This window comes from Roseomonas sp. CAU 1739 (assembly GCF_039839775.1).
GTDB lineage: Bacteria > Pseudomonadota > Alphaproteobacteria > Acetobacterales > Acetobacteraceae > Neoroseomonas.
This window is the reverse complement of record NZ_JBDOQQ010000011.1, coordinates 187175-199964: the sequence shown is the minus strand read 5'-3', so window position 1 is coordinate 199964 and position 12790 is coordinate 187175. Positions and strand designations below refer to the sequence as shown.

Genomic DNA, 12790 nt, shown 5'->3' with positions numbered 1-12790 from the left:
CAAGCTCAAGCAGTTCCGCCGCGTCGCCACACGCTACGAAAAGACCGCCCGCAACTTCCTCGCCGTCGTCACCATCGCCGCCACCATCCTTTGGCTCAGGTAACTGTCCACGGAACCTAGCGCCACATATCGCGGCCTGAATATCGGTCGCAGGAAACGCATGCCGCTCTCGGCGGTTGGATGTTCGGCTTCGCAGGCCGCTCATCAACCACGGGATCCATGCCATGAACCTCAAGAATGCATTGCTCGCGGCGACCATGCTGGCGCTGCCGGCGGCGGCGTCCGCCCAGCCCGTATCGGGCCTGTACATCGCCGGCGGCGCCGGCCTGAACTGGTTGACCGATTCCGATGGCGGCAACCTCCAGAGCTTCATCGATGCCTCGGATGTGAACCCGAACAACCTCGGCCTGACGCCGAGCGGGCGTTTCAACGCCTCCTTCGACATGGGTTTCGTGGGCGTGCTGTCCGTTGGCTGGGGCTTCGGCAACGGGCTGCGGCTCGAACTGGAGGGCAATTTTCGCTACAACGAGGTGGATCAGGTCACCGCGCGAGGCTTCGGCGGCACCTCCGGCGGCCGCGCCAAGACCTACGGCATGATGGTCAATGCGCTGTACGATTTCGGCGCCACGCAGAACTGGCCCGTGCAGCCCTATCTCGGCCTCGGCGCCGGCTACGCCTGGCAGGAATACGACAATGTGAATGTGCGGGCGCGGCAGACCGCCGGTAGCACCCTGCCGCAATTCAGCATCGACGGTACCGATGGCCGCTTCGCCTACCAGGCCATCGTCGGCGCCGCGCTGCCGATCTCCTCGGTTCCCGGCCTTGCCCTCACGGCGGAATACCGCTTCTTCGGCACGCTCTCGCCGGAACTCGATGCCAGCGCGCGCAATGCCAATGGCGTCGTCCGCCGCACCTCGGTCGAGGTGGATAACTTCAACCATTCCATCCTGCTCGGCGTCCGCTATGCCTTCGGCGCCGCTCCGCCGCCGGCCCCCGCGCCCGCGGTGGCCCCCACGCCGGCGCGCACCTTCCTGGTGTTCTTCGACTGGAACCGGGCGGACCTGAACGACCGCGCGCGGCAGATCATCTCCGAGGCGGCGCAGGCGCGCAGCCGCCAGGCGGTCACCCGCATCGAGGTCAATGGCTACACCGACACCTCGGGCTCGGCGCAGTACAACCAGGGCCTGTCGGTCCGCCGCGCCAATGCGGTGGCGGCCGAATTGGTGCGGCTGGGCGTGCCGCGTCAGGAGATCGTCGCGCAGGGCTTCGGCGAGACCAACCTGCTGGTCGCGACGCCGGACAATACCCGCGAGCCGCAGAACCGGCGTGTGGAGATCATCCTGCGCTGACCGAGCAGGCGCTTTCGCGTCGGCTGGAGGAATCCGGAGAGGGGCTTTGCCCCACTCCGGACTACCCCAAACAAAGCCTTGGAGCGGATCCCGATCAGGTGGAACCACCTGATCGGGTGACGTTTGTTGCGAAAACAATGGGCTGAAGACGGGGCCGTGGGCCGGTGCGAACGGAAGCGTCCCCAAGCCATCGGATACCTCGACCTGGTGACGGGCGGCTGGCGGGGCGACCGTTGGTCAACACCGTCCCAGGCACGCGTCTCGGCTGCCGCACCCGGCGCCAAGTGGCGGCTCCCAAAGGCCTCAAGCCTGTGGTGGGGTGGCGTGGAGGGGCAAGGCCCCTCCAACCTGTTTCCCGCCCGCGCCCGGCCAATCCTCCGCCCACGACCAACGCAACTCTGCTGGCCCATGGCATTGCGGCCAGCCGGCACGCGTTTCCCGTGCGATCGCGCGGCGTTTCAGTATTCGAACTCGAACGTCACCCCGAGGCGGTCCCCTGCGCTGCTGTTGCCGCCCGTCTCGGCCTGCAGCCGCACCCGCGGCAGCACATCCACCTGCACGCCGACGCGCGGTGGCCCGCCATCGGTGCCCTGCCGCACGCCGACATAGACGCCATCGGCAACGTAGCGCCCGGTCTCCAGCGTCGCGCCCTGGTTGCGATTGTCATTGCCCTGGCTGGTGTCGCTGCCCACGGCCAGGCGGTCCAAGGCGAGCGCCCGGCGGATGCGGTCGAGGATGCCGCCCGCGCCCGGCACGTCGATGCCGGCCGCGCCGGCGAGTACCTGCGCCAGCTGCGCCAATTGGAACGGGCTGAGCTCACTCGCCCGCCGGTCGAACAGCAGTCGGGACAGCACCTCATCCTGCGGCAATTCGGGAGTGGAGGAGAATTCCAGTTTCGGATCATTCGCCGGCCCGGTGACGGTGACATTGGCCGTCACCTCCCGCGCCCGCGCGCTGGCCAGGAAGTCGAGGCTCGGCACCAGCGTCCCGGCATCGAAGGCGATGGTGCCGCGGCGGAAATCCAGCCTGCGGTCGAACACCGAGATCTCGCCGCGCCGCAGCGCCAAGCCGCCGGTGACGAGCGGTGCCGCGAAGCTGCCGCCGACGCCGAGCGTTCCGCCGAACTCCGCATCGATGCCGCGCCCGCGCACGAAGACGGCGCGCGGTGCCGCGACCTCCACCTCCAGCGTGATGTTCGGCCCGCCGGATGCGGCGGCGGGCGGTGCGGGCGGTGCCAGCGGCGGCGTGCCGGCGGGGCGACGTCCGGTCTCGCGCACGCCGTCAAGGCGCTGCACGCTGCGCGGCAGGCGTTCCGGCACCGTGATGTCGAGCCGCCGGACCTCCATCCGTCCCGTGAGCCGCGCCTGGTCCAGCAACTGGCCGGTCAGCCGAAGATCGGCGTCGAACAGGCCGGTGATGATGTCCGACCGCAGCGGCCGCGCATTGCGCGCCGTCAGTGCGATCTCCGCCGGCAGGCCGGGTGCGGCGGGCGACAGTGAACCGCTGGCGCCGAGCGTCCCGCCGCCTGGGGTGCGCGCATCGAAGCGTTCGATCACCACGCGGTCGCCTTCGCCGCGCAGTTCGGCCGCGATGCCGGTCAGCGTCAGTCCCTGGGCGAGGTCGCGGAACGTCCCGTTCGCCACGCTGGCGCGGCCGGTGGCGCGCGGCGCGCCGACCGTGCCGGCTACATCCACCTGCAGGCTTGCCCGGCCGGTGGCACGCTGCGCCCCGGCCGCGAGCAGCGGCCCGGCCAGCGCGGCAAGGTCGGAATTGGCTTCGAGCCGCGCCGTGAGCGGCGCGCTGGCGGCGAAGCCGCCCGGCAGCCGCGCGGTGCCGGTGGCGCGCAGCGCGGTGCCGGCATTGGCCTCCAGCCGGATATCCGCGGCACGCGCGCCTGCCGTGCCTTCGACGACGACACGCCCCGCGGGCAGGCCGCGCAGCGCCGGATCGGTGTAGCGCAGGCCGCTCGCTTCCAGCCTGAACCGTGCCGAGGGATCGGCGACCGGCCCGGTGATGCGCGCCTCGGCGCCGATCGTGCCTTCCACCGCCAGATCCGGCGAGGCCAGCGCGGCCAGTCCGGCCACCGGCAAGGCGCCGAGCGTGGCGCGCAGATCGGCCTGCGCCGGGCCCCAGCGCCCTTCCGCGCGCAGCGCCCCGCCGCGGCTGGTGGTCAGCGCCAGGGCCTCGATCGTCACGCCGCCATCCGGGGTGACCAGGATGCGCGCCGGCGCCGTGGTCCGCAGGCTGTCGGCGCCACGGCGCAGCAGTAGTTCCGGGACCTCGACGCGACGCGCCCCGCCGTCCTGGGTCACGCGGGCGCGGGTGGTCAGCCGGGCATCCTGCGCGCGCGCCTCCAGCGATGCTTCCAGCGCCGCCAAGGTGCCCGCCGCCTTCAGCGTGCCGCCAAGCGGCGTGCCGGCGATGGTCGCCTGTGGAACCTCCAGCGTCGCATCGAAGCCCTGCACCCCGTCGCGCAGGTCGAGCGCGGCACGCAGCGCGACGCGCCCGGCCATCGGCGTGCCCGCCAGGGCGGCGAAAGGTGCGAGGTCGGGCACATCGAGCGTCGCCTCGCCGACGAAGGTCGCCGCCTGCGGGTCCAACAATCCCTGGCCCGCGAGCCGCGCCGAGCCGAAACCTGCGGTCAGCGCCTCGATCCGCAGCTTCTCGCCCTCGGGCAGGCCGCGCAGGTCGAGCGCGACCGCCAACCCGGCATAGGTGGCGCGCAGGGTTCCCTCGGCACGCGGCGCTGACAGCGGCGTCGCGACCCGCAGATCCAGCGCGAGCCCCTCGAGCACCTGCCCCTCGCGTTCCAGCCTTTCGCCCTGCGCGGTCAGGGCCAGGGAGGGATCGCCGCGCGCGCCGGTGGCGCGCAGTTCTGCCTGCACCCCGCCGGCCAGTCCCGGCACCAGCGGCGCGAGATCGGCGATGGTCGCGCGCAGCGTGGCATCCAACGTCTCGCCGACGGTGCCCTCGGCGGTGACGCGCAGCGAAGCGCCCTCCAGCGTCAGCGTCTCGATCCGGTCGGGCAGGGTGGCGCGCAGCGCGAGGCGCGGCGCCGAGCCCAGCGCGGCCACGACCTGGGGAATGGCACTGCCGAAGCCTTCCGGCGCGACATCCAGCGTGACGGTCGGCGCCGCCATCCGCCCGGTGGCGCGTGCCTGGGCGCGCAGGGCCTCCCAACGCGCGGCATCGGGGAGCAGCGCGCCGAACGCCGCGCTGCCGACGGCCTCGATCCGCGCGCCGAGGTCGAGCGTCCCTGCCGCGAGATCGGCGCTGCCGTCCGCCACTACCTGGCCGAAGGGTCCGCGCAGCGTCAGTCCGCGCAGCGCGACCTTCTTCGCGGCGTCGATCCCGGCATCGAGCGTCAGCGCCAGCGGCATGGCGACGGCGCGCAGATCCTCGGGCAGCAAAGGCGCGGCGGCGACCTCGATGGCGAGCCGCGCCCCGGCTGCACCATCCGGCGCGGCGCGCACATCGCCATTGGCGGTCAGAATGATGTCCGGGCCGAGCGTCGCGCGCAGGTCGAGCCGTGCGCCCGTCGCCGGTCCGTCCAGGGTCAGCAGCGCCTCGGACGCGCGGTCGGGCAGGCCGAGCATCGTCGCCAGCAGCCCGCCCGGCGGTTCACGCGCTTCCAGCCGCGCCGCCAGCCTATCGGCGCCGGGGGCGAGGTCGAGGGTCAGCTTCACCTCGGCCGGCGCATCGAGCCGCCGGACATCGAGCCGCGCGGATAGTCGCCCGGCGGCAAACAGCGCCTCGCCTTCCGCCGCCAGCATGGCCGCCACGCCCGCGACGGGCGCGCCCAGTTCGATCCGTTCCACCGCCAGCCGGTCCAGCCGGACATCGACCGGCAGGGAGGGCAGGGCAGGGATCAGCGGCGCATCGGGGGCGGCCGGCGGGGCCGGTTCGGTCGCCGGCGGCAGGCGATGCAGGGTGACGCGCCGCGCGCTTAGCGCGGTGATCCGCGCCTGCCGGCCGAGCAGCGCCGGCAGGTCGAGCGCGATCCGCGCATCCTCCAATTCCAGCCAGGGGCCATCGGCATCGGCCATGACCAGCCGGCCGATGCCGAGGCTGGACGGCAGGTGGCCGCCGAGCCGTTCGATCGTCAGGCCGGGCACGGCATCGGAGGCGAGCCGCGCAATCGTCGTGCGGCCGGCCTCCGTATTCGCCCAGGCCAGCGCGCCGGTGATCGCGACCAGCAGCAGCACCGGCAGTCCCAGCAATACGAAGGCGGCAATGCGCAGGGTGCGTCGCATCTTCAGAAGGCCTGCCCGATTCCGACATACAGACCATAGGCCGGATCGCCCTGCTGCGGGTTCAGCGGCACGCCGATATCGACGCGGATCGGCCCGATCGTCGTGAGATACCGCAGCCCCGCGCCGACGCCGACGCGCAGCGTGCCGGTGCCGGGCGTCTGGTCCTCGCTGACCGTGCCGGCATCGACGAAGGCGACCGCGCCCCATGGACCCGAGATCTGCTGACGCCATTCGGCGCTGAGTTCCAGCAGGCTGGCCCCGCCGAGCGGCCGGTTGCCCGCATCGCGCGGCCCGATCGACTGGTAGGTATAGCCGCGCACCGACCCGCCGCCGCCGGCATAGAAGCGCTTGTCCAGCGTGATCTGGTCGAAGCTCGCCCCCAGCGCCGAGCCCACCGAGCCGCGCAGCGCCAGCACCCCCGATTGGTCGCCAGACAGGTCGAGATAGATGCTGCCTGTCCCCAGCAGCCGCACATAGGTCGTGCCATCCAGCAGCGAGTAATACGGCGTGGCGTTGAGGTTGATGCGATACCCGCTGGTCGGATTCAGCAGGCTGGTCGTGGTGTCGTAGCGCAGCCCGGTGACGAAGCCGGCCAGCGTATACTCCTCCAGATCGCCATAGCGGCCGATGCGACCGGTCTCGAAGGTCGGGCCGGCCTGGGCGGTCAGCCGGTCGGTCAGCCGCCGCTGGGCGATCGCCGAGGCGACGACGGCCTCCCGGTCATAGGCTTCGAGATTCTCCCGCACCGCCCCGATGCGGGTGACCAGCTGGATGTCCTGCTGCCACAGTTCCGGCAGGGTCAGCGTCGCGAAGGTGCGGTAGGTGGCGTTGCCGAAACTGCCATCGGAGATGCGGGACGCCTCGGCCTCCAGCCGCAGGCGCTCCGCACCGCCCCACAGGTTGCGGTGTTCCCAGAACAGGCTGACGGCGAGGCCGAAATTGGTCTCGTAGGCCACCGAACCGCCGATCGCGCGTAGTGGGCGCTCGCTGACCACGAAGGCGATCGGCAGCGTGCCGTCCGGCCCAACCGTCGTGCCGGCCTCCACCCGCACGCTGTCGAAGACACCGAGCGACACCAGCGCGCGGCGTGCGCGTTCGAGCGCGGCCGGGGAATAATCCCGGCCTTCGATCTGCCGGGCCGCGGTGCGACGCAGCAGGCCGGTGTCGGTGCGGGTCTGGCCGGTCACCTCGGGGGAGGCGAAGCGGGCGCGCGGGCCGGGGGCGAAGCGCCAGGCGATGTCCATCGCGCGGCGGTCATGATCGACCGTGACCTCGCGCCCCGCCACCGCGGCCAGCGGATGGCCGAGGTTGCGCAGCGCGTCGCGCATCGCCGTCTCGGCGGCCAGCACGGCCTCGGAGCGGGCCGGGTCGCCTTCGGTCAGGCCCGCCTGGCGGGCGGCGTCGCGCACCACGGGGGCGAATTCAGCGGGTTCGGCGGTGACGGCGACGCGTCCGATGCCGTAGCGCGGACCCGGGGTGAGGGTGAAGGCGACCGGCACCGGAGCGCTCGCGGCCTGGAGCCTGGACGGCAGGGCGGGATCGTCGGGCGCCAGGCCATCGATGGTGACGGCAACCTGGCCGCCCCAATAGCCTTCCGCCCGCAGGGCTTCCTGCAACCGTGGCAGGTCGGCCCGCACGCGGCCGATCAGGCCGAAGGCGTCGGTCGGCGCCCGTTCACGCAGCGTGACAGTCTGCGCCACAGCCTGGCCGAGGCTGGCAAGGTCGGGGTTGTCGGGTGCCGTCACCTCGGCGGTGTAGGGCAGGCCGGGCGGTTCGGGCGGGTCCTCGCCGGGCGCGGGCGGGGCCTCGGCGTCGCGCGGCTGGGCCTGGTCGTCCTGCGCCAGGGCGGGCACGAGCCAAAGCCATGCGCCGAGCGCAGCAATTGCGCCAAGGCCAGTGGTGAGTCGCAACGTGGCGGGATAGGCTTCCGGAATCATGCACACCGATCTCGCCGCGACCCTTACATCCTGGCGCCGCCATCTGCACGCCAACCCCGGCCTCACGCTTCACGAAGGGGAGACCGCGGCCTTCGTGGTCGCCCGCCTGAAGGAGATGGGCCTCACCGACATTGCCGAGAACGTCGGCGGCCATGGGGTGGTTGCGACGATCCGGCGCGGCGGCGGCAACCGCTCGGTCGGGCTGCGCGGCGACATGGATGCGCTGCCGATCCAGGAGCAGAATGAGGACCTGCCCTGGAAATCGACGAATCCAGGCGTGATGCATGCCTGCGGCCATGACGGGCACACCACGGCGTTGCTCGGTGCCGCGAAGATGCTGATCGACGACCCGAACTGGACCGGCACCGTGCGGCTGGTGTTCCAGCCGGCGGAAGAAGGCGGCGGCGGTGCGCTGAAGATGATCGCCGATGGGCTGTTCGAAAAATTTCCGATGGAGCGCATCTTCGGCTGGCACAACTGGCCGGGCCTGCCGGCCGGGACCATCGCCGTGCATGACCGCGCCGTGATGGCCGCCGGCGCGCGATTCGAGATCGTCTTCAATGGCCACGCCGGCCACGCCGCCCTGCCTCACCTGACGCGCGACCCGATGATCGCCGCGGGGCATGCGATCGTCGCCATCCAATCCATCGTCGCCCGCAACCTGGATCCGCTGACCGGCGGCGTGGTGTCGGTCACCGTCGTCGAGGGCGGCGAGGCGCAGAACCAGATCACCGCCCGCGTCACGCTGAAGGGCACCGCCCGCTGGCTGCGCGACGAGGACCAGGCGACCATCGAGGAAGGCCTGTCGCGCATCGCCCATGGCATCGCCGCGACCTATGGCGTGGAGGCGACCTTCTCCTTCCGCGCCGGCGTGATGGTCACGGCGAACAGCCCGGCCGAGCGCGACCTGGCCGCCGAGGCCGCCGCCGCGGTGACCGAGGTCCGCCGCGACATGGCCCCGGCGATGACCGGGGAGGATTTCGCCTGGTACCTGAAATACGTCCCCGGCGCCTTCGTCTGGATCGGTAATGGTCCGGCGGAGAACGGGCGCGAACTCCACCACCCGCGCTACGACTTCAACGACGAGGTCCTGCCGACCGCGGCAGGCTTCCTGGCCGAGACGGCGAAGCGGGCGCTGGCGGGCAAGGACTGACCCGCGCGGCAGACCTCGCCAAATTGGTGCATCGGCGGCAAGATCATCGCGCAATGCGCGAGGATCGATCCCATGCCGCTGACCATCGTGGATGCCGAAGCGGAGCCCGAGGCGGCCGGGGCGATCTTTCGCGCAGGCTGGGACCTGACGTTCCGGCAGAATGGCGAGGCGGGCATGGGCGGCTTCTGGGTCAGCCAGCGCGCTGGGCTCGATACTGTGTTGACGACCTCGGGCGCCATCACCTGCGTCATCATCGTGATCCGCACGATCGACGGCAACGGGGCGCTGGGGCACTACGCCGCGGAGGTCGATCCGAATGAGGTCCTGCGCGGCGTCGCGGTGATGATCCAGTGTCTCGACCAACGCCCGATCGACGCCGTGCTGTTCGCGGCCGGCATGATCGGCGTCAATCCCGAGCAGTCCCAGTATCAGGACGCCATCATCGCCGGCACGCGGCAACTCGCGCCCTGTGCGCCCGTCGATTGGCGCCTGGAACTGCGCAATGGCTCGGTCCCAGATGCCGCGGTCTTCCTGCCGCATACCGGCCAGGTGGCGCTGTTCGACAGCCTTCCCCGCCAGTTCATTGGCCGATCCGATGCCGGGAACGGCCTGACGCCCTATTCCTATGGCGGCCTTCTGCGATAGGGGCGGGGCCGCGCCGTCAGGCGGCCGGGTTGTGGAACGGCCGCCCCGCCCAGCCTTCATGCAGCGGCGCCAGGAAGTAGAAGGTCAGCCGCCGCGCGGCGAAGCGCCAGACGCCGTCCTGCTTCACCATCTCGTCGTCGTAATGCCCGGCCGAGACGTAGGACACGCCCTTCATCACCGACAGGTATTCCATCGAGATCCGCCCCGTCGCGCGATCCCCGTCCAGCACCACCGTGCCGTTCGAGCAGAAATGCCAGAACTCCTCGGTCATGGCGGGGACGCAATGGGCGAAGAATTCGGTCAGCGCAGCGCGGCCGCGCACGGCGGACAGGCCCTCGAACACGCCCTCCTCGGTGAACAGGTCGATGAAGGCGGGCCATTGCCGGTCATCGAGCAGATGGCAGTAGCGCGCCCGCAGGTCGGCGATGGCGAGCTGGTCCTCCACCGCGCGCAGGCGGTCCTCAATGCTGGTCACTGCACAGTCCCCCTTCGTCATCCGCCAGTATAGGCAGCCCTCGGCGCTTCCGCGCGACACACCGACCGGGTAATCCCGGATGATGCAGCACGACACCGCGCCCGGCCTCCTCGTACTCGAGGGCCGCCTCGCCGAAAGCCTCGAACGCCTCCAGGAGCCCTCCAGCGACTGGGTACCGCCGACCATCGCGCCCGATGGCTCCCCGGCGCTCGACGTCGCCATCCTTGGCGCCGGCATGGCCGGGCTGTCGGCCGGCTTCGCGCTGAAGCGGGACGGGGTGCCGCGCGTCACCCTGTTCGACCCCGCGCCTGCCGGCGAGGAAGGCCCCTGGGCGACCTATGCCCGCATGCGCACGCTGCGCAGCCCGAAGCAGCTCGCCGGCCCGGCGCTGTCGCTGCCGGACCTCACCTTCCGCGCCTGGCATGAGGCGCAGCACGGCGCCGCCGGCTGGGAGGCACTGGGCAAGATCCCGACGCCGATGTGGATGGACTACCTGCGCTGGTACCGCCGCGTATCGGGGCTGGATGTCCGCAGCGGGGTCGGCGTGGCGCTCATCGAACCGGATGGCGCGCTGTTCCGCCTGACGCTGTCCGATAGCGGGACGGTCTTCGCGCGGCATGTCGTGCTGGCCACCGGGCGCGACGGCCTGGGCGGACCGCGCATCCTGCCGGGCTTCGAGCCGGGCTGGCGCGGCACGTTGTGGGCGCATTCGGCCGATGCGGTGGATTTCGCCGCGTTGGCCGGCAGGCATGTGGTCGTCATCGGCGCTGGCGCCTCGGCCTTCGACAATGCCGCCGAGGCGCTGGAGGGCGGCTGCGGCCGCCTGACCATGCTGCTGCGACGCAGTGCCCTGCCGCGGGTCAATTCCGGCAAGGCGCTGGACGGGCGCGGCATCTGGCATGGCTGGCACGACCTGCCGGCGGAATGGCGCTGGCGCCTCGCCCTGTCGGTCGAACGCCGCCAGACGCCGCCGCCGCATGAAAGCGTGCGCCGCGTCGCCGCCCATGCCCATGCGACCCTGCTGACCGGCGCGGGGGTCGAGGCCGTCACGCGCGACGGCGATGCCCTGCTGCTGGCGACGCCGCGCGGCGTCGTGCGCGCCGACTTCACCATCCTCGGCACCGGCTTCCTGCAGGATGCGGCGCTGCGACCGGAACTCGGCGCCATGGCGCGGCAGATCCGCCTGTGGCGCGACGCCTATGACCCGCCCGCGGCGGAACGCGATGCGGCGCTCGGGCTCAACCCCTGGCTCGACGGCGCCTTCGCCTTCACCGAGCGGGTGCCGGGCAGCGCCCCGCATCTGGCGCGGCTGCACTGCTTCAACTTCGCCGCGACGCTCAGCCACGGCAAGCTGACTGGCGACATTCCGGCGATCAGTGCCGGCGCGCAGACGCTGGCGCGGGGCATCTGCGCCAGGCTGCTCGCCGCCGACATTGGGCAGCACGCCGCGCGGCATGCGGCCTTCGACGAGCCGGAGATCGCGGGCGACGAATGGCCCGGCGTGGCGCTGTAGGCCACGGCCCCAAAGCGTGATCGCCGCAGGTGGACTCACCGGAGATGCGAATCACACGATCAAACAAAGGCATGGAGCAGGACGCGTGAGCGAAAGCGAACGGATCCTGCTCTAAACGCCCGCCGCGCCTGGCCTTGTCCGGGGAACCGGACGGGCAGCATCGCTTCCTTCCGACCCCCGAGGCCGCTCGATGGGCCGCCGGGATCAGCCGCCCATCCCCAGCCGCCGCAGCGCTATGCGCAGGCGCGCCCCGCGGCGGACCATTCGCCGCCGCCCGGTCAGTTGTCCGACCATGATCCGCAGCGCGGCCAGGGCCCTCAGCGGCGCGCGGGGCCCGCGTGGCAACGCCGCAAGGTCGCGCAGATGCGCCTTCATCCGGCCGATCTCCGCATCGCGCGCGGCGATGTCGCGACCCGCCTCCGCCCGTGCTGCGTCGCGGTCCCGGATCGCCGCCTCGCGGTCGCGCAGGGCGGCATCGCGTTCGCGCAGGACGATGTCGCGATCGACCTCCGGCGGCAGGTCGATCGCGGTGGCGATCTGCGCGGCGTCCATCAGCGCCTCCTCCGGCCGGCCCGGCGCCAGATAGGCTCGCTTGATGGCGAGGACGCAGCGCAGGTGGCGCAGCGTCTCCTCGCCCGGCGGCCCGGCGTCGCGCGCCTTGTGCGCGTGGTGCGACAGGGCGCCATGCACCGCGCGGGCGAAGGACGCGGCGTTGTCGCGGACCAGGTCCGCGGCGATCATCGCCTCGCGCATCCGCTCGAAGGTCACGACATGGTCCACGAGATGCGCGATGTCGAAGCCATGCGACAGCGAGTCCGGCCGCAGCAGGTAGTTGTAGTAGGCGTGGCCAAGGGTGCGGATGCGCCTGGCCTGCATCAGGGCGCGGTAGGTCCAGCCGAGATCGTCGTGGCGCGTCTGGCCGGCGAACCAGATGTCATGGTCGGTGTAGATCGACCGCCGCCACAGCTTGTTCCACACCGTCGGATCCATCAGGTCGAACAGGTCGCGGTGGCGGTCCGCCACGATCACCGTCGCATCGGGGCGGATCCAGGTGTCGATCACCCGCCCGGCTTCATCAATCACGCGGGCGCCGCAGCACACGACGTCGAAATCACCTTCAAGGGCGGTTGCGTGCAGGGTGGCCAGCATGTCGGCGTCGATGAAATCGTCATTGTCCACCGAGGCGATGTAGTCGCCGCGTGCGGCCCGCACCCCGGTATTGCGGGCGGGGCCGACGCCCTGGTTGGTGGCGTGGGTCAGGATGCGGATGCGCGCATCCTCCTGCGCCAGCGCGCGCAGGATGGCGGGGGTGCCGTCGGTGCTTGCATCATCGACGCAGATGATCTCGATGTCGCGCAGCGTCTGCGCGGTGATCGAGTGCAGGCACTTCGCCAGCAGGCGCTCCCCGTTATAGACGGGAACGACGACCGAGACGGGCGGGTTCACCGGCAGGTTCCAGCCTGCC

The 12790-nt window shown here is 71.6% G+C and carries 8 protein-coding genes and 1 pseudogene; 5 read left to right on the top strand and 4 right to left on the bottom strand.

What is annotated here, in order from left to right; all coding sequences use genetic code 11:
• Both AAFN86_RS18555 and AAFN86_RS18550 read left to right on the top strand, forming a co-directional pair.
• Positions 1 to 103 (top strand): annotated as a pseudogene (locus tag AAFN86_RS18555) (IS5/IS1182 family transposase); the annotation flags it as partial.
• Positions 104 to 224: 121 nt separating this feature from the next.
• A complete protein-coding gene (locus AAFN86_RS18550; RefSeq protein WP_347544934.1) occupies positions 225 to 1349 on the top strand; it encodes an OmpA family protein in 1125 nt (374 codons plus the stop codon).
• A 458-nt stretch (positions 1350 to 1807) separates the two neighbouring features.
• Here AAFN86_RS18550 and AAFN86_RS18545 read toward each other — a convergent pair whose 3' ends face one another.
• Positions 1808 to 5602 (bottom strand): translocation/assembly module TamB domain-containing protein, encoded by a 3795-nt coding sequence (locus tag AAFN86_RS18545; RefSeq protein WP_347544933.1) that lies wholly within the window; start codon positions 5600 to 5602, stop codon positions 1808 to 1810.
• Positions 5603 to 5604: 2 nt separating this feature from the next.
• Positions 5605 to 7539: an autotransporter assembly complex family protein gene (locus AAFN86_RS18540; protein WP_347544931.1), complete on the bottom strand. Its 1935-nt coding sequence runs from the start codon at positions 7537 to 7539 to the stop codon at positions 5605 to 5607.
• Between AAFN86_RS18540 and AAFN86_RS18535 the strand changes: the two genes are divergently transcribed.
• Positions 7538 to 8692: an amidohydrolase gene (locus AAFN86_RS18535; RefSeq protein ID WP_347544929.1), complete on the top strand. Its 1155-nt coding sequence runs from the start codon at positions 7538 to 7540 to the stop codon at positions 8690 to 8692. The two genes, AAFN86_RS18540 and AAFN86_RS18535, sit on opposite strands and share 2 nt — an antisense overlap.
• Before the next feature lie 72 nt (positions 8693 to 8764).
• Positions 8765 to 9337 carry a hypothetical protein gene (locus tag AAFN86_RS18530; RefSeq protein WP_347544927.1) on the top strand — a complete coding sequence of 191 codons (573 nt, stop codon included), beginning with the start codon at positions 8765 to 8767 and terminating at the stop codon, positions 9335 to 9337.
• A 16-nt stretch (positions 9338 to 9353) separates the two neighbouring features.
• Here AAFN86_RS18530 and AAFN86_RS18525 read toward each other — a convergent pair whose 3' ends face one another.
• Positions 9354 to 9812, bottom strand: coding sequence for a nuclear transport factor 2 family protein (locus tag AAFN86_RS18525; protein ID WP_347544926.1), 459 nt, complete (start codon positions 9810 to 9812; stop codon positions 9354 to 9356).
• A gap of 79 nt (positions 9813 to 9891) precedes the next feature.
• Here AAFN86_RS18525 and AAFN86_RS18520 point away from each other — a divergent pair, with 79 nt between their 5' ends.
• Positions 9892 to 11325 carry an NAD(P)/FAD-dependent oxidoreductase gene (locus AAFN86_RS18520; RefSeq protein WP_347544924.1) on the top strand — a complete coding sequence of 478 codons (1434 nt, stop codon included), beginning with the start codon at positions 9892 to 9894 and terminating at the stop codon, positions 11323 to 11325.
• Between the two features lie 204 nt (positions 11326 to 11529).
• On the opposite strand, the gene AAFN86_RS18515 is transcribed toward AAFN86_RS18520, so the two are convergent.
• On the bottom strand, positions 11530 to 12771 hold the full coding sequence (locus AAFN86_RS18515; RefSeq protein WP_347544923.1) for a glycosyltransferase: 1242 nt from the start codon (positions 12769 to 12771) through the stop codon (positions 11530 to 11532).
• Positions 12772 to 12790 lie beyond the last annotated feature (19 nt).

Coding starts and splice junctions, on each gene's coding strand:
- AAFN86_RS18550 (WP_347544934.1), top strand. CDS start 225: ATGAACCTCAAGAATGCATTGCTCGCGGCGACCATGCTGGCGCTGCCG.
- AAFN86_RS18545 (WP_347544933.1), bottom strand. CDS start 5,602: ATGCGACGCACCCTGCGCATTGCCGCCTTCGTATTGCTGGGACTGCCG.
- AAFN86_RS18535 (WP_347544929.1), top strand. CDS start 7,538: ATGCACACCGATCTCGCCGCGACCCTTACATCCTGGCGCCGCCATCTG.
- AAFN86_RS18540 (WP_347544931.1), bottom strand. CDS start 7,539: ATGATTCCGGAAGCCTATCCCGCCACGTTGCGACTCACCACTGGCCTT.
- AAFN86_RS18530 (WP_347544927.1), top strand. CDS start 8,765: ATGCCGCTGACCATCGTGGATGCCGAAGCGGAGCCCGAGGCGGCCGGG.
- AAFN86_RS18520 (WP_347544924.1), top strand. CDS start 9,892: ATGATGCAGCACGACACCGCGCCCGGCCTCCTCGTACTCGAGGGCCGC.